Origin of the sequence: Mycobacterium sp. ENV421, assembly GCF_002887815.1 — a bacterium.
Classification (GTDB): Bacteria; Actinomycetota; Actinomycetes; order Mycobacteriales; family Mycobacteriaceae; genus Mycobacterium.
Genome location: NZ_PDHO01000052.1, coordinates 1 through 18,782 on the forward strand (window position 1 = coordinate 1; position 18,782 = coordinate 18,782).

16 protein-coding genes and 1 pseudogene are annotated in these 18,782 nt (G+C 65.8%); 9 read left to right on the plus strand and 8 right to left on the minus strand.

Annotated elements, in window-relative coordinates; translation table 11 throughout:
* The coding region (locus tag CRM90_RS27940) for a cbb3-type cytochrome c oxidase subunit I (protein WP_199190088.1) at positions 1–583 on the minus strand (583 nt) is incomplete at its 3' end.
* Positions 584–745: 162 nt separating this feature from the next.
* Here CRM90_RS27940 and CRM90_RS27945 point away from each other — a divergent pair.
* The 3 genes from CRM90_RS27945 to CRM90_RS27955 all read left to right on the plus strand — a co-directional run bounded on the left by CRM90_RS27945 (position 746) and on the right by CRM90_RS27955 (position 3,282).
* Positions 746–1,801: an iron-siderophore ABC transporter substrate-binding protein gene (locus CRM90_RS27945; RefSeq protein ID WP_199190089.1), complete on the plus strand. Its 1,056-nt coding sequence runs from the start codon at positions 746–748 to the stop codon at positions 1,799–1,801.
* A 23-nt stretch (positions 1,802–1,824) separates the two neighbouring features.
* Complete coding sequence (locus tag CRM90_RS27950; RefSeq protein WP_102810133.1) at positions 1,825–2,100, plus strand: YciI family protein; 276 nt, start codon at positions 1,825–1,827, stop codon at positions 2,098–2,100.
* 129 nt (positions 2,101–2,229) lie between these two features.
* A complete protein-coding gene (locus CRM90_RS27955; protein WP_102810134.1) occupies positions 2,230–3,282 on the plus strand; it encodes an NAD(P)-dependent alcohol dehydrogenase in 1,053 nt (350 codons plus the stop codon).
* A gap of 3 nt (positions 3,283–3,285) precedes the next feature.
* Here CRM90_RS27955 and CRM90_RS27960 read toward each other — a convergent pair whose 3' ends face one another.
* Positions 3,286–3,615, minus strand: a complete 330-nt coding sequence (locus tag CRM90_RS27960; protein WP_102810135.1) for a DUF3349 domain-containing protein — start codon at positions 3,613–3,615, stop codon at positions 3,286–3,288.
* A 74-nt stretch (positions 3,616–3,689) separates the two neighbouring features.
* Entirely contained in the window at positions 3,690–4,562 is an 873-nt protein-coding gene (locus CRM90_RS27965; protein ID WP_102810136.1) for an alpha/beta fold hydrolase, read from the minus strand.
* A gap of 142 nt (positions 4,563–4,704) precedes the next feature.
* Here CRM90_RS27965 and CRM90_RS27970 point away from each other — a divergent pair, with 142 nt between their 5' ends.
* Positions 4,705–5,550: an MlaE family ABC transporter permease gene (locus tag CRM90_RS27970; protein WP_102810137.1), complete on the plus strand. Its 846-nt coding sequence runs from the start codon at positions 4,705–4,707 to the stop codon at positions 5,548–5,550.
* 5 nt (positions 5,551–5,555) lie between these two features.
* Here CRM90_RS27970 and CRM90_RS27975 read toward each other — a convergent pair whose 3' ends face one another.
* A complete protein-coding gene (locus CRM90_RS27975) occupies positions 5,556–6,167 on the minus strand; it encodes a TetR/AcrR family transcriptional regulator (RefSeq protein WP_102810138.1) in 612 nt (203 codons plus the stop codon).
* A gap of 131 nt (positions 6,168–6,298) precedes the next feature.
* On the opposite strand from CRM90_RS27975, the gene CRM90_RS27980 reads away from it, so the two are divergent.
* From CRM90_RS27980 to CRM90_RS31135, 3 genes and pseudogenes are all read left to right on the plus strand, one after another.
* The gene (locus CRM90_RS27980) at positions 6,299–7,414 is read left to right on the plus strand and encodes a DmpA family aminopeptidase (RefSeq protein WP_102810139.1); all 1,116 of its coding nucleotides are present in this window, start codon (positions 6,299–6,301) and stop codon (positions 7,412–7,414) included.
* A gap of 65 nt (positions 7,415–7,479) precedes the next feature.
* The gene (locus CRM90_RS27985; RefSeq protein ID WP_102810146.1) at positions 7,480–8,829 is read left to right on the plus strand and encodes an APC family permease; all 1,350 of its coding nucleotides are present in this window, start codon (positions 7,480–7,482) and stop codon (positions 8,827–8,829) included.
* A gap of 340 nt (positions 8,830–9,169) precedes the next feature.
* A pseudogene (locus tag CRM90_RS31135) lies at positions 9,170–9,865 on the plus strand (PE-PPE domain-containing protein); the annotation flags it as partial.
* 250 nt (positions 9,866–10,115) lie between these two features.
* Here CRM90_RS31135 and CRM90_RS27995 read toward each other — a convergent pair.
* From CRM90_RS27995 to CRM90_RS28010, 4 genes are all read right to left on the minus strand, one after another.
* A complete protein-coding gene (locus CRM90_RS27995) occupies positions 10,116–13,193 on the minus strand; it encodes an ATP-binding protein (protein WP_102810140.1) in 3,078 nt (1,025 codons plus the stop codon).
* Between the two features lie 196 nt (positions 13,194–13,389).
* Positions 13,390–14,364: a class 1b ribonucleoside-diphosphate reductase subunit beta gene (gene nrdF, locus CRM90_RS28000; RefSeq protein ID WP_083116674.1), complete on the minus strand. Its 975-nt coding sequence runs from the start codon at positions 14,362–14,364 to the stop codon at positions 13,390–13,392.
* 158 nt (positions 14,365–14,522) lie between these two features.
* Positions 14,523–16,028 (minus strand): flavin-containing monooxygenase, encoded by a 1,506-nt coding sequence (locus tag CRM90_RS28005; protein ID WP_102810141.1) that lies wholly within the window; start codon positions 16,026–16,028, stop codon positions 14,523–14,525.
* A gap of 48 nt (positions 16,029–16,076) precedes the next feature.
* Positions 16,077–16,814, minus strand: a complete 738-nt coding sequence (locus CRM90_RS28010; RefSeq protein WP_102810142.1) for a TetR/AcrR family transcriptional regulator — start codon at positions 16,812–16,814, stop codon at positions 16,077–16,079.
* A 151-nt stretch (positions 16,815–16,965) separates the two neighbouring features.
* On the opposite strand from CRM90_RS28010, the gene CRM90_RS28015 reads away from it, so the two are divergent.
* Together CRM90_RS28015 and CRM90_RS28020 are read left to right on the plus strand one after the other, a co-directional pair.
* Positions 16,966–18,147, plus strand: a complete 1,182-nt coding sequence (locus CRM90_RS28015) for a geranylgeranyl reductase family protein (protein WP_102810143.1) — start codon at positions 16,966–16,968, stop codon at positions 18,145–18,147.
* Between the two features lie 4 nt (positions 18,148–18,151).
* Positions 18,152–18,637: a hypothetical protein gene (locus tag CRM90_RS28020; protein ID WP_102810144.1), complete on the plus strand. Its 486-nt coding sequence runs from the start codon at positions 18,152–18,154 to the stop codon at positions 18,635–18,637.
* Positions 18,638–18,782 lie beyond the last annotated feature (145 nt).

Sequence of the window (18,782 nt, forward strand, 5' to 3'; positions counted from 1 at the left end):
ACACCACGGTGGTGATCATGTTCACCGCGCCGAGGATGGTGCCCAGACCACCGACGGCCAGGCCGAGAATCCACAGGTCACCGCCGGCGCCCGGTGAGTGCATCGCATCCGAGAGCGGGGTGTAGGCGGTCCAGCCGAAGTCGGCGGCCCCGCCGGGGGTGATGAACCCGGCCAGCGCGATCATCGCGCCGAAGACGAAGAGCCAGAACGACAGCGCGTTCAGCCGCGGGAACGCCACGTCAGGGGCGCCGATCTGCAGCGGCAGCACCAGGTTGGCGAAGCCGAACACGATCGGCGTCGCGTAGAACAGCAGCATCGCCGTGCCGTGCATGGTGAACAGCTGGTTGTACTGCTCGTTCGACAGGAACTGCAAGCCCGGGACCGCCAGCTCGGCGCGCATGAACAGCGCCATCAAGCCACCGAGGAAGAAAAAGACGAAGCAGGCGACGCAGTACATCATGCCGATCAACTTGTGATCGGTCGTCGTGACCAGCTTGTAGATCAGGTTGCCCTTGGGACCCATCCGTGCAGGTGCGGGTCGAGTGGCCTCGAGTTCCCCCTGCGAAGGCACAACGGCAGTCAACTGTCCTCCAAAAATCGTTAGCGCGCCGAGAACGTGTAGTTGATCCTAGCCGCCCGTCGCCGCCAATGGGCTGTGGGTCCTACATTCTGTCGTAATTGTCACCGATGCACCTTCAACCGCAGCTCAGCGACCCTACGACAGGCGGATGTTACGGTCGGCGTCGTGCTGATCGGTGGTGAGCGTGCGGGTGTCGTGGTGGCCGCCGGGGCGGTGCTGGCCGCGGTCGCCATGACAGTGGCGAGCGGGTGCTCCACAACACCGCCGAAGACCGCGCCGCCGGGTGCACCGTCGCTGGTCACCAGCACCACCAAGATCGCGAGCGCGGGCGTGCTGGGCAATCAACGCAGGCCCGACGAATCGTGTGCGCCCGAGCCGGCCCGCCTGGACCCGGCCGCGCCCGACCCGCAACGCATCGTGGTGCTGGCCGGTGACGAGCTCGACGCACTGTGCGCACTGGGCCTGCAGACGCGGATCGTGGCGGCCGCCCTGCCCGACGGGTCGACCAGCCAGCCGTCGTATCTCGGCACCGTCATCCACGACCTGCCCGCAGCCGGCACCCGCAGCGCGCCGGACCTGACCGCGATCGCGGCCGCCAAACCGGACCTCATTCTCGGCTCCCAGGCGTTGACGCCACAGTCCCTGCCGCAGCTGACCGCTATCGCCCCGACCGTGTTCACCGACGCCCCCGGCGCGAACTGGCAGGACAACATGCGCGCCGTCGGGGCGGCAACCGGACGAGCCCAGGCCGCGGCGGATCTGATCGGCGGGTTCACCGAACAGGCCAAGCAGAAGGGCATGGCCAACGATGCCCCGCACTTCCAGGCGTCCATCGTCCAGTTCACCGACACCACGATGCGGGTGTACGGCGCGGCGAATTTCCCGGCATCGGTACTGGCCGATGTCGGGGTGGATCGTCCTGCAGCACAACGGTTTACCGACAAGCCGTACGTCGAGATCGGAATTTCCGACGCCGATCTGGACCGCTCCCCGGACCTGTCGGCCGCCGACGGCGACATCGTCTACCTGTCCTTCGCCTCGCCTGCGGCCAAGGATCGGGCGCCGGCCGTCCTGGACAGCGCACCGTGGCGCAAGCTGTCGGCCAACCGCGACAACCGCGTCTTCGTGGTCAACAACGAGGTGTGGCAGACCGGCCAGGGCCTGGTCGCCGCCCGCGGCATCCTCGACGACCTGCGCTGGCTCAACGCACCGATCAACTAGCCGCAGGCGGTAAGTTCACTCCCGTGTTCCACGTGCTGACGATCACCTATGAGAAGCCGCTCGACGTCGTCGACCAATCCCGGCCCGCCCACCTGGCATTCCTGAACGAGGAGGTCGAGGCCGGGCGACTGCTGCTCGCAGGGCGCCTGGAGACGGGGACCGGCGGCGTCCTGATCACCGCGGATATCAGCACCGAGGATGCCCAGAGCATCATCGACCGCGACCCGTACACGCTGGCGGGCGTGGTCAGCTATCAGCGGTTATCTTTTAACGGCGGGGTTCGCGCCGCCGGGCTGTAAACCTCGTCACGTCGGGATTAGGCACCCGCCCCGCCGGGTTATGTCTGTTGGTCGCAACGTTGCGATCCAACTTGCACTCAAAACGCTGAATCAATCAGTGCTGCCTGAAACGCGATCAAAGAGGACACGATGAGCACAGTTACCGCTTACGCCGCCACGTCGGCAACCGAGCCCCTGACCAAGACGACCGTCACCCGCCGCGACGTCGGCCCGCACGACGTCAAATTCGACATCCACTTCGCCGGGATCTGCCATTCCGACATCCACACGGTGCGCGGCGAATGGGGCGGTGTCCGCTACCCGCTCGTACCCGGCCACGAAATCGCCGGTGTGGTAACCGAAGTCGGCTCCGATGTGACCAAGTACAAGGTCGGCGACCGGGTCGGCGTCGGCTGCTTCGTCGACTCCTGCCGCGAATGCGACAGCTGTAAGGCCGGCCTGCAGCAGTACTGCACGGGTTCGGGCATGGTCGGCACCTACGGCTCGGTGGGCCGCGACGGCCAGCCCACCGCAGGTGGCTACAGCGGCAACATCGTCGTCGACGAGAACTACGTCCTGCGCATCCCCGATTCCCTGTCGCTGGAGGCCGCCGCGCCGCTGATGTGCGCGGGCATCACCACCTTCTCCCCCCTGCGGCACTGGAATGCCGGTCCGGGCAAGCGAATTGCGGTCGTCGGTCTCGGTGGCCTCGGTCACATGGGCGTCAAGCTCGGTGTCGCGATGGGCGCTGAGGTGACGGTGCTGTCGCAGTCGCTGAAGAAGATGGAAGACGGCTTGCGACTGGGAGCCGGCGAGTACTACGCGACCAGCGACCCCGAGACCTTCACCAAGCTGCGCAACTCATTCGACCTGATCCTGAACACCGTGTCGGCCAACCTTGATCTGAGCGCCTACCTGAGCACGTTGCGGGTCGACGGCACGCTCGTCGAGTTGGGCATGCCCGAGCAGCCCATGGTCGTGCCGGCGCAGCCGCTGGTCAGCATGCGCCGCCATCTGTCCGGTTCGATGATCGGCGGCATCCCGGAAACCCAGGAAATGCTGGACTTCTGCGCCGAGAAGGGCATCGAGCCCGAAATCGAGCTGATCCAGCCGGATTACATCAACGAGGCCTACGAGCGCGTGCTCGTCAGCGACGTGCGGTACCGCTTCGTGATCGACACCGAATCGCTGCGGACCGCTTAGCGGTCACTCGCCGACGGGGTCCTCGGACACACCGGCCAGCGGCCAACCGGCCGCGGCCAGTGTGGCCGCCACCCGCTTGACGTTCTCGGGCCCCGCATCGTGGTGACTGACGTCCTTGATGAACGCCGCGATCTCGTCCTCGTCGATCCCGCCGTCCAGGGCGGGCGAGTCCTTGGCGGTGATGTTGGCGACGACTTCTTTGATCTGCTCTTCGGTCAGCGGCGTCGAGCGCAACAAGGCCAGCAGCGGGACCCGGTCAGGACCGGGCACCCCGTTGGGGTAACCGGCCCGCAGCCAGGTCAGGATCGAGTTCAACAGCGACGTAGTGGTCACGCCGCTCAGTCTCTCGGTTAGGTTCGGACCGCGCCAGCACCGATGGGACAGTTCTCCCCCGGTTCATACCGCGTTCACCGGTCGGCGGCGCATTTGCCCAGGAATTGGACGACCGCATCGGCGAACAGATCGTTGCGATCGCCCGCGACCATGTGGCCGGCGCCCGCGACGTCCGCGAACTCGATCTGGGGGAAGCGTGCGAGGAAGTCGTCGGCGCGCTCCTGCGTGACGAGGTCGCTCATCTGACCGCGCACCAGCAGCATCGGGGTGCCTGCCGCCAGGATCGCCGCGACCGCCGCGTTGATCCGATCCACCTCGGTCACCTCGATGGGCGGGCGCGACGCGCTGCCGTCGATGAACTTCGGATCCCAGTGCCAGTACCAGCGGCCGTCGCGGTGACGCAGATTGGCGCGTAGGCCGTCGAGGTCGTCGGGCCGCCGGCGGTGTGGGTTGTACTCCTGAATCATGTCGGCCACCTCGTCGAGCGAGGCGAAACCGGATTCCATTCGGTCGTACATGAATTGGTGGATTCGCGAGGCACCCGACGGGTCCATGTCCGGGACGATGTCGACCAGGACGAGGGCACGCAGCGTCTCCGGGGCGATCTCACCGGCGAGCAGCATTCCGGTGAACCCACCCAAGGATGCGCCGACGAGCACCGGGTGCGGCGGCAGCCGGCGCATGAGTTCGAGTACATCGCCGGCGAAGCTGACCACCCGGTAGTCGCCGTCCGGCGACCAGTCGGACTCGCCGTGACCGCGCAGGTCGACGGTGACCGCCTGCCAGCCACGGGCGGCGACTGCCGCGGCTGCCCGGCCCCACGATCGGCGCGTCTGGCCACCACCGTGCAGGAACACCACGGCAGGCGCATGCGGGTCGCCGATGCGGTCGGCCACGATGCGGATCCCGTCGACACCAGCGGTGATGAACGGTTCGGGTGTGCTCACGCACTCAGCATCGGTGATCGAATCGCCAGCTCAAAGCACCGGTCCCACCCGAGTGAAGCCTTTGGGCGTCGATAACCGGGACGAACGGCCCTACGGCGGCGCCACCGCGGCGCGGACGTTGGACGGGTGAAGCGGAACGTACATGACCCATAGGACGGTCTTTCCCCGGGTGACCCGCGCGTTGGAGCGCCCGTGGTACATCCTCGGCAGGATCGGCGACCAGGCGCTTTTCTACGCCAAAGCGATAGCGGGCATTCCGACCGCAGTGCGCTCCTACCGCACTGAGATCGTTCGGCTGATCGCCGAGATCAGCATGGGCGCAGGCGTCCTGGCGATGATTGGCGGCACGCTTGTCGTCGTCGGGTTTCTCACCGTCGCCACCGGCGGCACGTTGGCGGTGCAGGGCTACAGCTCGCTGGGCAACATCGGCATCGAGGCGCTCACCGGCTTTCTGGCGGCCTTCATCAACGTGCGCATCTCGGCACCCGTGGTGGCGGGAATCGGTCTGGCCGCCACCTTCGGGGCAGGTGTCACCGCCCAATTGGGCGCGATGCGGGTCAACCAGGAGATCGACGCGCTGGAAGCGATGGCGATCCCGTCGATGGTTTTCCTGGTCAGCACCAGGATCGTCGCCGGCATGGTGTCGATCGCACCGCTGTATGCGATCGCGGTGATCCTGTCGTTCCTCGCCAGCCAGTACACCACCGTCACGCTGCTGGGGCAGTCGGCGGGCCTCTACGAACACTACTTCTCGACGTTCCTGAACCCGATCGATCTGATGTGGTCGTTCGCCCAAGCGATCCTGATGGCCATCGCAATCCTGTTGATCCACACCTATTTTGGCTTCTACGCATCCGGCGGACCGTCCGGAGTCGGCGTCGCGACGGGTGACGCCGTCCGGACCTCACTGGTGGTGCTGGTGTCTGTGACGTTGCTGATCTCACTGGCGATCTACGGCAGCGAGGGACGATTCAACCTGGCGGGCTGACGTTCTCAGTCCAGCTGCGGGATCGAGGCGTCTGTGGCGAGTTCGGCATAGCGCCGCATGAGCCGAAATGCGGTGGCGCGGTTCAGCTCTGGATCCCGCGCGACGATTCGATAACCGAAGTAGTCCTCCATGGACATCAGTGTCATCGCGATGTCGCGGGCCGAGTCGCTGAGACGGAACGCTCCGGACCGGGCGCCCGCATCCAGCAGATCGGTGTAGAGACCGACCTGACGGTGGTAGATCCCCTGCACGTCGCGACGGGTGTCGAGATCGAAGCCGGCCGCCAGTACCGCCCGCCAGATGGCACGCCACTCAGCGTCTTCCGGACCGGTGGGCAGACCGGCGGCGATCGTCTGGGCGAGCTGACGGCAGGGATCGTCGCTCTCGGTGCGTAACCGCAGTCGGTCATCGTAGAACCGGACGTCGGAGCGCAACGCCAGCTCCGACAGCAGCTCCGCCATGTCCTTGAAGTAATACCGGACAGCGTTGGTCGTCAGGCCCAGCTCCGAGGCGACGTCGGAGAGCTTGAGGGTGGCCAGGTCATGACGTTCGATCAGCGCGATGGCGGCATCCATGATGTCGCCGCGCCGTTCGACCTGCCGGTTCGGCCGTGCCATACCTGCGCCACTCCTGTCGTCGGGCCGGGTGGATCCACCCCATTTTGCACTTCCTCTTGCGTGCTGCGTCACACCGGCGCATAGTTCTTTTCCAATCAGGAAAAAAACTATCGGTGAAGTGAGCGTGACCAATGCGGGCCAGAGACCTGGGCGTAGCAATCGGAGACCATCCCACCGGGCCGCACAACGCCATCACCGACGTCGCCGGCGTCCAGGTGGGGCACACCACCATCACCTCCGACGATCCGCACACCGTGCGCACCGGCGTCACCGTCGTCATCCCCCACGAACACATCTGGACCGAACCGGTGTTCGCCGGCGCGCACCGACTAAACGGCAGCGGCGAACTGACCGGCCTGGAATGGATCCGGGAATCCGGCGAATTGACCACCGCCATCGGCCTGACCAACACGCACAGCGTCGGCGTGGTTCGCGACGAACTGGTGGCGGCGCAGGTGCGGGCCCGCGGCGAGGGCGTCTACTGGTCATTGCCCGTGGTGGGCGAGACCTACGACGGACTACTCAACGACATCAACGGCTTTCACGTGCGCCCCGAACATGTGCGGTCCGCGCTGGACAATGCCAGCGGTGAGCCGCCCGCCGAAGGCAACGTCGGCGGCGGCACAGGCATGATCTGCCACGGCTTCAAAGGCGGCATCGGTACCGCCTCCCGGGTCACCGACACCATGGCCGGGCGCTACACCGTCGGGGTTCTCGTGCAGGCGAATCATGGCCGTCGCGAACGATTTCGGATCAACGGCGTGCCGGTCGGCGAGCGGATCGGCGCCGAGCAGGTACCGCTTCCCGAACTTCCCGCCCGCTACGAACCGGGGTCGGGCTCGATCATCGTCATCGTCGCCACCGACGCCCCGTTGCTCCCCCACCAGTGCACCCGGGTGGCCCAACGTTCCGCTCTGGCCGTCGGCCGACTCGGCGGCACCGGCGAGCAGTACAGCGGGGATCTGATGCTGGCGTTCTCGACCGGCAACCGGGGGATCCCGCCGTATGCGTGGGACGAGGACACCGCGACGTCACGCCCGGAGATCCCACTGCGGATGGTGGCACCGCAACTGATGACCCGCCTGTTCGACATGACCATCGAGGCAACGGAGGAGGCCATCGTCAACGCCATGGTCGCCGCCACCACCATGACCGGCCGCAACGGTTTCACCGTCCACGCACTGGACCACGCCTTACTTCGCCATGCGCTGTCCCCCACTGCCCCAACACTTCAGGAGATCTCGTGACCACATCCACCAAGGCCGACGGGCGCCGCCTGACCGGGCGGCTCGGGCCGATCGGCATCGTGTTCATGGTCGTCGCGGCGGCCGCCCCACTGACGGTGATCGGCGGCAACATGCCGTTGGCGATGGGGCTGGGCAACGGCGCGGGCGCCCCGATGGGATTCGTGATCGCCGCGCTGGTGCTGCTGGTTTTCAGCGTCGGGTTCGTCACCATGACACCGTATGTACCCGAGGCCGGGGCGTTCTTCTCTTATGTGACAGTCGGACTCGGCGAGCGCATGGGCAAGGGCATCGCGGTGGTCGCGCTGATCGCCTACACCGCGATCCAGGTGGGCATCTACGGCTACATCGGCTGGGCCATCAACGACACCGTCACGCACTACAACGGGCCGGTGATCCCGTGGCCGGTGTACTCGTTCGTCGTCCTGGCGATCGTCGCGGTACTCGGCTACCGGCATATCGAGTTGAGCGCCAAAGTGCTCGGAGTGGCACTGGCGCTGGAGATCGGCATCGTCGTCATCCTTGACGTGGTGATGGTGGCCAACCCGAGCCCGGCCGGAGTCACCTTGAGCTCGTTCGATCCCGCCGTCTTCACTCACGGAACACTGGGCATCGCAGTCCTGTTCGCGCTCACCGGGTTCATCGGTTTCGAGGCCACCGCCGTATTCCGGGACGAGGCGCGGGATCCGGAACGCACCATCCCACTCGCCACCTATGCCGCGGTCATCATCATCGGCGCGTTCTACGCCATCACCGTGTGGGCGTTCGTCGTCGCGCTCGGGCCCGATCAGGTGACCGCGACAGCCGAGAAAACCCTTGCCGGAGAAGGCAATATGCTGCTGGACACCGCCGGTGACATGCTGGGCACGATCGGGCGCGACATCGTCAACGTGCTGCTGTTGACCAGTCTGTTCGCCTGCGTGCTGTCCTTCCACAACGTGATCGCGCGCTACCAGTTCGTGCTGGCCGGAAAAGGCTTGCTGCCGGCCAGACTTGCCGGTGTGCACGACAACCACGAGTCACCGGCATTCTCCTCGGTGGTGCAGACCGTCACGGCCGCCGTCATCGTCGGGGTGCTGGCAATCCTCGGGATCGATCCGCTGGTTGGGGTTTTCGGCTCGATGGCGGGCGTCGCCACTGTCGGCATGGTCGTCCTGATGCTCACCACGTCGATCGCGGTACTGGCGTTCTTCCTGCGCGGGCGCGCGACGGGCTCACTATGGACCACCCGTCTGGCGCCGGCACTCGCGGTGCTCGGGTTGCTGGGAAGTCTGTGGTTGGTGCTGTCGAACTTCACCTTGGTCACGGGCGGCAGTGCCACGTTGAGCGCCATCTTGGCCGCGATCCCGTTCGTCGGCCTGGTCGTCGGTGCGCTCGCCTGGCGGCCGTCGAAGTCGTTGGCACCCTCGACGACCTGATCACGGCTGGAAATGCAGTGGTCGACTACTGCACTGCTGCGCCCGCCCCCGAGTGAGGATCACCCTGAGCACGTCACAGGGGGCAGTGATGCGGATCGCGAAGCACATCGGGGTAGCACTCGCCGTCACACTCATGGCGGCGACACCACCGATCGCGGCGGCGGATAACGCCTCGCCCGACGGAACCGCACTGATCCTGTGCGGGACCACCTGCCCCACACCCGACCAGACGTACATCGACATCGTCAGGGACCAATACATCGGGCCGACCCACCCTGGGGTGAGCCTGAACTATGTCCCGGTCACCACACCGGAACAGTTCTGGCCGCTCACCGGCGCCATGCGCCTGCTCGGACTCGCAGTCGGTGACCCGCGGCTGTTCAGCCTGGCCGGCCCGGCCTGGCACGACGAGCCGTGGTGGAAGCTGACCGGACTGTTCGATCTCACCGCCAACCAATCGTTGCGGATCGGTGCCGCTGATCTGCGGACCGCGATGGCCGCTCACGGCAACGACCATCTGGTGATCTACGGTCTTTCGCAGGGGGCGGGCGTCGCGAACGTGGTGAAGAAAAGACTCGCCCGACAATACCCGCAGGGAACTACCGCTCCCGGCATCGACTTCGTCTTGAGTGGTGATCCGAATCTGCCCAACGGCGGATTGATGTCGCGCTTCCCCGGGCTTTACATCCCGATCCTCGATCTCGGGTTCAACGGCGCCGCGGCGACCGACACCCAGTTCACGACCGTCGAAATCAACCGGCAGTACGACGGATTTACCGACTTCCCGTTGTATCCACTCAATCTCGTCGCCGACCTGAACGCACTCATGGGAATCGTGTACCTGCACACCAACTCCTTCGATGTCAGCCTGCCGGCCGATCCCACGACCTCGCCGGCATATCAAGGCACCCACGGCGACACGAGCTACTACTTCTTCAGCACTGAGGATCTGCCGCTGTTCGCGCCGCTGCGCGCCCTCGGCGTGCCGGAGAAGATGATCGACGTGGTCGAACCGGCGTTCAGGGTGATCGTGGAAGCCGGCTACGACCGCAGTATCGCGCCGTGGGTACCCACCCCTGCCCGGCTGATCCCGTCGGTCGCTCCACGAAAGCTCGCCGCGGACCTGACCAAGGCAATCGAGGAGGGCATCGGCAATGCCCGCGCACTCATCGGACCGCTCTCCGGGCCGGGAACGGGGACGGGTGGCCCGGGCCCCAAACCGTCCGCCGGCGCGTCACCACAACCTGCGGTGTCCGCCTCGTCGCCCACGCCTAGCGGCGGTGCTGTCAGGGCAGCGCATCGGCCCAGATCAAATGTTGTTCGAAGCCAAGCGATTTCGTCATCGCGCGGTAGCGGTCACGGTAGTCGCGGTACGTCACCTCGGCACCACGCGAGTGCGCCAGCAGCGCGCGCAACCGCAGCAGGGTGACGTCGCGTATCGCGGAGTTCGCGCCGGTCCGCGCCATATCGTCAAGTGACGCCGAGGCTTCGGCGAGGTCTGCCTCGGCACCACGCTCCAGCAGAGCTTGCCCCAGAACACCTGTGGCCCAGAAGCCGTAGAAGACGTTACCCATCCGGCGCAGCTCGTCGACAGCACCGCGCATCTGCTCGATGGCTCCCTCACACTCGCCACGCCGGAACAATTCCCGCGCCGCCCACATGTCAGTGACCGGGATCAGGAAGAGCGCTCGTTTGCGCAGCCATATGCCGCGCACCTGCCTCATCAGTTCGAGTCCCCGGTCACGGTCGGCTGCTGAATCTCGATTGAGCAGGGCCACGGCCACGGTATACGCAGCCAAGCCCACCGCCCGATCGCTGCTGGCGCTGTACGCGGTCCGAAGCGCGTCCTCGCTTGTGCGCAAAAGGGATTCGTCAACGGAGAGAACGCCGTACTGCACGGCGAAACCATAGGTCCAGGCGATGGCACCGGAGAGGGTCTCGGGGTTGCTGCGACGGGCCATCGCGACCGCATCGTGGAGGTCACGGTGCCAGCCGGGGCGGCCCTGCCACCATCGCGCCGTACCGCGCCACGCGAGCGCGATCGCCAAAGGTGATCCCACGCCGTAGCTTGCGCCCTTCGCGGGGTCACCGGCAGCAAGGTCGATGATTGTCTGCGACCACCGCAACACTTCGGCGAACTCGCCGACGCCGAGCCAGTTGATGAATGCTATCGCCGCCACTCCCATGGCTGGGGTGGGGTCACCCATGTACTCGAACTGCGCCATCTGCTGGGACGACAACTGCGCGGCCTGCCGCGCGTGCCCTTCATAGAGAACTTCGGTGGCCAGTCCGGTCATCGCAATGGCCAGCGACGCGTTGTCCTCGGCGGCAGCGCAGAGTTGTTGCAGCTCTGCGAAGCGGGCTCCGGTTTCTTGTACTTCGCGGGCTTGCCAATCGGTGGCGCACAGCATGGTGCGCGGAGTGATCCGCATCGCCAGCACTGCAGGGGCGTCGCCGGGCAACCCGTCGGCGATGCGACGGGCGCGCTCCCAACTGATCCGGGCTGCAGCGAGATCGCGGTTGGTGGACCACGCTCCGGCACGCATGTGCCAGTCGTAGGCGGCCCGCAACTCGCCAGCGGCTTCGAGGTGTTCGGCGATCAGCGCCCCGTTCTCCTCCGCGGCCGGCGAAGCGTGTTCCATCGCGGCGGCCAGACGTCGATGCCATTGCGCGCGATCAGATTTCAGCTGTGATTCGTAGGCCACCGCACGGATCAGTGGGTGACGAAACGCGAACTCGGCGATCGGGACGAACCCGACCTGATCGATGAGCTCGGCGTGCAGCAGTTCGTCGAGCACCGGCTCGATCCCCAACGCGGGCAACAGGTCCGTGTTGAAGCGGGCTCCGATCACCGACGCGGCGTTCAACGTTCGCTTCGCCGGGGCGCTCAACCGGTCGATTCGCGCTTCGATGGCCGACTGCACGGTTGCCGGCACACTCACGTCGGCAACAGCTGTCACGCATCGGTACGCGCCGGTCTGGCCGGCCAATGCACCGCGTTGGGCCAACTCGCGAACCATCTCCTCGGCGAAGAACGGGTTCCCGTCCGCCCTCTCCGCGATGATGGTCGCGAGCTCTCCGATCGACGTATCCAAGCCGAGCAATTCGTGGAGCAGCATCGCGATATCCGGATCACCCAGTGCACCAAGCGCTATGGTCTGAGCACCCACCACGTGTCGTAACGGTCCCTGATATTCCGGGCGAGCGGTAACCAGAACCATCGACCGCGTGCGCGGGATGACTGACAGGAAATCAGTCAACATCGACTCGCTGACGCTGTCGATCCACTGCGCATCGTCGACGATGAACAATGCCGGCGTGGTACGGGCCAGTGACGTCGTGTTGATCAGCGCAGTCAGCCGGCGCCGACGTGCGTCCGGATTGATCGACGGCAGCGCCACCCCGGGGTCGGAGATACCGAGGAGGTCGTCGAGCAACAACAGATCCTGCGGGTCGGCAGCCGGGAATTGATCCCGCACCCGAGCTCGCGCCGACTCGTCGGCGAGGTCGGCAACACCGATTCGGGCGCGCAGCAGCTGGGCGACGACCCGGAAGGGAACGTCACCGGCATGAGATTCACAGAACGTCCAGAACACGTCGACGCCGCGGCTGCGGGCGAAAGCTGCTGCTTCCCGGGCCACCCGGCTTTTGCCGATACCCGGTGGGCCTACGACATTCACGACGTCACCGCGGCCGTCGATCGCGCGCTCCATGATGGCTTCCAGCGCCGCCACCTCCCACCGCCGTCCGACCAGACGCGCCTCCGTACGCCCGCCCGGACGCTGACCTGGGCCGATATCCAGCAGCCGGTACGCGGCCACCGGCCGGTAGGCGCCCTTGATCCGGACATGCTCCGGATCGGCGAGCCGGACCCGGTGTTCGACGAGACCCGCGGTGGACTCCGAGAGCATCACGCCGCCCGCGGGCGCCACCGACTCCATCCGTTGCGCCATCCCGACCTGTTCACCGGTGGCGTGGTAACCCAGTGCTCCTGAACCGATCTCACCTGCAATCACTCGTCCCGAGTTCACTCCCACCCGCACCTGCAATGCGACTTCGTCGGTCCGCTGGACATCGGCAGCTAGTCGATCCGCCTCGTCCTGAATCGCCAGGGCCACCAGGCATGCCCGAAAAGCGTGATCTTCCAAGGCGATCGGCGCTCCGAAAATCGCCATGACGCCGTCGCCGGTGTACTCCACCGTGCCGCCGTAACGTCGCGCCATTGCCGCCGAACGCTCCACAAGCTCAGTCATGATCTCGCGCAACCGCTCGATGTCAACAGCAGCCGCAATGTCCATAGAGCGCACGACATCGGCGAAGAGCACGGTGACCTGTTTGTACTCCGCCGCCCGCCCGCCCTGCATCACGGCCGCACCGCAGCTGTTACAGAACCTCGAGTTCAGCGGCAGTTCAGCGCCGCATGGCTCGCATGTCAGCGCCGAAGGCGCTTCATCACCATGACCGTCCCCCGACGCGTGCACGCCAACATCGTGTCACCGCCGCATCAACACCTCAGCCGTCTTCGGGGAAATAGCGTTGCCCGTCGACCACTGCCCGGGACTAGAAGTTCCAGTCCTCGTCTTCGGTGACGACGGCCTTGCCGATCACGTAGCTCGAACCCGACCCGGAGAAGAAGTCGTGGTTCTCGTCGGCGTTCGGCGACAGCGCCGACAGGATCGCCGGGTTCACCTCGGTCTCGTCGCGCGGGAACAGCGCCTCGAAGCCCATGTTCATCAACGCCTTGTTCGCGTTGTAGCGCAGGTACTTCTTGACGTCCTCGGTCAGCCCGACCGAGTCGTAGAGATCCTGCGTGTACTCAATCTCGTTCTCGTACAACGCGAAAAGCAGCTCGTAGGCGTAGTCCTTGAGGTCCTGCTTGCGCTCATCGGTCTGGACCGCGTAGCCCTTCTGGAACTTGTAGCCGATGTAGTACGCGTGCACGGCCTCGTCGCGGATGATCAGCCGGATCAGGTCGGCGGTGTTGGTGAGCTTGGCCCTGCTCGACCAGTACATCGGCAGGTAGAAGCCGGAGTAGAACAGGAACGCTTCGAGGAAGACCGAGGCGATCTTGCGCTTGAGCGGATCATCACCGCGGTAGTAGTCGAGGATGATCTGCGCCTTGCGCTGCAGGTTGACGTTCTCCTCCGACCAGCGGAATGCCTCGTCGATCTCGGCGGTCGAGCACAGCGTGGAGAAGATCGAGCTGTAGCTCTTGGCGTGCACCGACTCCATGAACGTGATGTTGGTCAGCACCGCCTCTTCGTGCGGGGTGAGCGCATCCGGGATCATGCTGACCGAGCCGACCGTGCTCTGGATGGTGTCCAACAGTGTCAGGCCGGTGAAGACACGCATGGTGAGCTGCTTCTCGTCGGCGGTCAGCGTGCCCCACGACGGGATGTCGTTGGATACCGGCACCTTCTCGGGCAACCAGAAATTACCGGTCAAGCGATCCCAGACTTCCGCGTCCTTCTCGTCAATGACACGGTTCCAGTTGATCGCCGTCGCCCGGTCGATCAGCTTCGTTCCATCGCTCACCGAAACCCCACTTCACCACGCTGTTTGCCCCGTTTCCGGCTGACGACCAAAACACTACCCCTGGGGTGTGACAACGCGCCGCAACACAACAACTTGTGTTGCGGCGGTGTCGAACCCACAGGTCCGACGCGCGTCGGGGCGGGGCTCGGCGTGTCGGGTCATCGCACCCCGGAGAAGCGGTATTCCGAGCGCTTGAGCGAGCGGGTGGACAACCAGTACTGCCATGTCATGCCGCTCCACAGCGTGCGGTTCTTGCCGTGCTCGTCGAGATACCAGCTGCTGCAGCCGCCGGTGCTCCACACCGCACCCTGCAGATCGTCCTGCAGTTCGGCGTTGAAGGCGTCCTGGGCCGAGCGGGTCGGTGCCAGCGCCTGCGCACCGGCCTTGTCGACGGCACCGATCGCCTGGCCGACGTAGCGGATCTGCGACTCGATCATGAAAACCACCGAGTTGTGGCCCAGTCCGGTGTTCGGCCCGAGCAGGAAGAACAGGTTGGGCATGTCGGCGACGGCGATCCCGCGGTGCGCCTGCACGCCCTCGCGGTTCCAGCGGTCCACCAGATCCTCGCCGCCGGGGCCCTTGATGCCGACGTAGGTGTAGGAGTCGGTGACGTGGAAGCCGGTCGCGAACACGATGACGTCGGCCGGACGTTCGGTGCCGTCCTCGGTGACGATCCCGTGCGGGGTGATACGGGCGATGCGGTCGGTCACCAGCTCCGATCGCGGCTCGGCGATGGCACGAAAATAACTGTTGGAGAACAGAACTCGCTTGCAGCCCACCCGATAGCTCGGCGTCAGCCGACGCCGCAGGTCGCGATCTTTGACCTGGTGGCGGATGTTCCACTTGCCGGCCATCTCCCCCAGCGTCAGCAGCTCGGGGCGTTTGGTCATCGCGAAGCCGAGGGCTTCCTGGAACCAGTAGATGCCGGTGCGCAACGCCGCCCGGGTGCCGGGCACCGTGCCGAAGGCGTTGCGCATCCACATCGGGATCGGGTTGTTGGACCGAGGCAGCACCCATGCCGGGGTGCGTTGGTAGAGCTGCAGTGCGCCGACCTTGTCGACGATCTCCGGGACGATCTGGATGGCACTGGCTCCGGTGCCCACGACCGCGACCCGTTTGCCGGTCAGGTCGACACCGTGTTCCCACTGCGCGGAGTGGAACGCCTCCCCCTCGAAGTCGGCCAGGCCCTCGATATCGGGGATGGACGGGATGTGCAGCGCGCCGGCGCCGGAGATCAGAAACTGGGCGACGTACTCGCGGCCGTCCTCGGTGAAGACGTGCCAGCGATACTCGGCGTCGTCCCAGTGGGCGCGTTCGACGCGGGCGCCGAAATGGATGTAGCGGCGCAGACCGTGCTTATCGGTCACACCCCTGAGGTAGTCCAGGATCTCCGGCTGCAGCGACCACATGTAGGTCCAGTCCGGCTTGGGTTCGAAGGAGAAGGAGTAGAGGTGCGCCGGGATGTCGCAGGCGCAGCCCGGGTAGCTGTTGTCACGCCAGGTGCCACCCACGTCGTCGGCCTTCTCCAGGATCAGGAAGTCGACGCCGCGGCGCTGCAGCTCGATTCCCATCCCCAGCCCGGAGAAGCCGGTGCCGATGACCAGCGCCCGGGTGTGGACGGGTTCGGTGGTGGCGTCGGCGACGGCAGGCTCAACAACGGTCATGCGACCAAAATACCCAATACCGGCGGTATCGCCTAGGTGTGTTCGGGCTCAGCCGGCAGCGACACGGCGCTGCATGGCCTCGTGAATCGGGCGGTCGGGATCGAGATTGACGCCCAGCAAGTCCGCGGTGCCGTTGACCGTTCCGAGCATGATCGTGGTCAGGTGATTGATGAACTCGTCCGTCGGCATCCGGCGCGGGCTGTCCGGATCGGGGCCCAGCCACCAGTCGGTGGCCGCCGAGCACGCGCCGAACGCAGCCGCCGCAGCCAGTTGTAGCGCAGCGGGATCGAGCTGCATGCCACTCAGCTCGTTGTTGAACGTGTCGGCGAACGCCATCGTGATCTCGCGCCCCTCGTTGAGTGCGCGCTGCGTGGACTCGGACTGCTCGGGAAAGCGCCCCTGGAGCATGAACCGCAGCACATTGGGGTGCTGCTCGACCAGGTTGACGTACTCGGCCACCCCACGGCGGACGACCTCCCGGGTCGGGTCCGTGGCGGCGTCGATGTTGGAGAAAATCGCACTCCAGAGCATGTCGCGCAGCCGCTTGCCGATCGCCTGGAACAGGTCGGATTTGTCGGTGAAGTGCCGGTAGATCTTCGGCTTGGCGGTGCCGGCCTCTTCGGCGATCTCACGCAGGCTCACCTCGGGGCCGTGCTTGTCGATCGACCGGAACGCGGCGTCGACGATCTCGGCACGGACCTTCTTGCGGTGCTCCCGCCAGCGCTCACTGCGCGCGTCGACCTTGCCGGGCTCGGACCCCGACCGCGATCTGGAGACTTTACGCACGTCAAGAACTGTACCTGCAGTGTCGGCTGACCAGGGCCGACCTTGCGTGATGACTATTACATCGGTCTGACGCAGGCCGTCGCCGGGCAGAGCGGCAGGGCGTTCTCCGATAGCATCGTCGCATCCGATAATCGAACCGAGACGAGACGTAGTGACCGAGCGATTCGACCTGGTGGTAGCAGGCGGAGGGCCATCAGGATCCGCGGCCGCGTGGCAGGCCGCGCAGACCGGCGCACGGGCGGTCGTGCTGGACAAAGCCCAGTTCCCGCGGGCCAAGCCCTGCGGTGACGGCCTGACCGCCCGCGCCGTGAGCTACCTGCAGAAGATGGGCCTGGCCGACGAGGTCAACACGTTCCATCGGGTCAACCGCGTGACGGTCTTCAGTCCGTCGCAGTGGGAGCTGTCGTTCCCCAAGCGTCCGGGGATGCCCGACCACGGCCACACCGTCAGTCGCGAGCACCTCGACACACTGCTGCTCAAGCACGCCGAATCGGCAGGCGCGACGGTGCGCCAAGGTGCCGAGGTGGCCGGACCAGAGCTCGACGCCAACGGCCGAGTGGTCGGTGTGGTGCTCAAGAGCGGTGAGAAGGTGCTCGGCGACGCGGTGATCGCCGCCGACGGTGCCTACTCGCCGATCAAGCGGGCGCTGAAGATCGATTCGGAATACAACGGCTACTCGGCGATCGCGATCCGCTCCGAGATGCCGGCCAACCGTCCCGACTCGGACAGCCTCGACATCTATTTGAAGCTGGCGTTCCAGGGCGATCAGCTGCCCGGGTACGGCTGGGTGTTCCCGATGGGCAACGGGGTGTTCAACATCGGCCTCGGCTACGTCAACAGCTACAAGAACTGGCAGTCGATCAACGCCACGCAATTCCTCGGCGACTTCCTGCGCACCCTCCCACCCGACTGGGAACTGCCGCCGATCGAGGAGCTCAAGAAGAACAAGAGCGTGCGGGCCTGGCGACTGCCGATGGGGTTCACGGCCTGGCCCCCGTGGCGGCCGGGTGTTCTGTTCACCGGCGACTCGCTGGGCGCCGGCAAGCCCGCCTCAGGTGCAGGCATCTCCAAGGCCTTGGAGTCCGGTCTGGCCGCAGGCGAGTGCGCGATCGCGGCGCTGCAGAACGGCGGGCCCGACGACTTCACCAACTACGGGCAGCGCATGGAAGCCGCATGGGGCCGGGAGTACAAGCGGGGACGCTACTTCCACAAGCTGCTGGGATACCCGCAGGTGGCCAACGCCGGGATCAAGCTGATTGACAACGCCACCTTCCGGGACGCGATGCTCAAGGCGCTGTACAAGAAAGCCCAAGGGCCGCAGCACAAGTACTGAGCGCATGGCGACGACGACGGTCGGCCTCAACGACGAGGAGCTGGCACGGATCGAAGGCGAGTTCGGCTTCGAGTTCGCCGACGACCATCGAGCGTTTCTGTCTTCTGGTCTGCCCGTTGGAGATTCGTGGCCGGACTGGCGTTCGGCGTCGCGCCGGAGTCTGCACCAACGATTGCGGCTGCCCGCCGAGGGCATTCTGTTCGCTGTCGAATGGCAGGACTTCTGGGGTTCCGACTGGGGTGTGCGGCCGGCCCGGATAAAGGACGCGTTGCGAAGTGCGAACTACCACCTGGCGCGGGTGCCGCAGCTGGTACCGCTGCACGCCAACCACTACCTGCCCGCGGGGCGCGGCACGTCCGGGCACCCGGTGCTGTCGATCTATCAGACCGACGTGAGTTGTTGCGCCGCAGACGTATTCGACTACGTCAATCCTGATCCGTCGCGGAAGTCGGCGTCGACGGTGCCGTTCTGGTCAGACCTGATCGGCTAGGCGCCAAGCGGGTTGAGCTGATCGGCCGTGGCGTCGTCGGCTGCCGTCGAGATACTCAGCGCCTCGTAGCGTTCGTCGGCGGCAAGCAGAGGGTCTGCTGCACGAATAGGTGACATCTGAGTTGGCTTGCCCAGCGTGGGCAGGC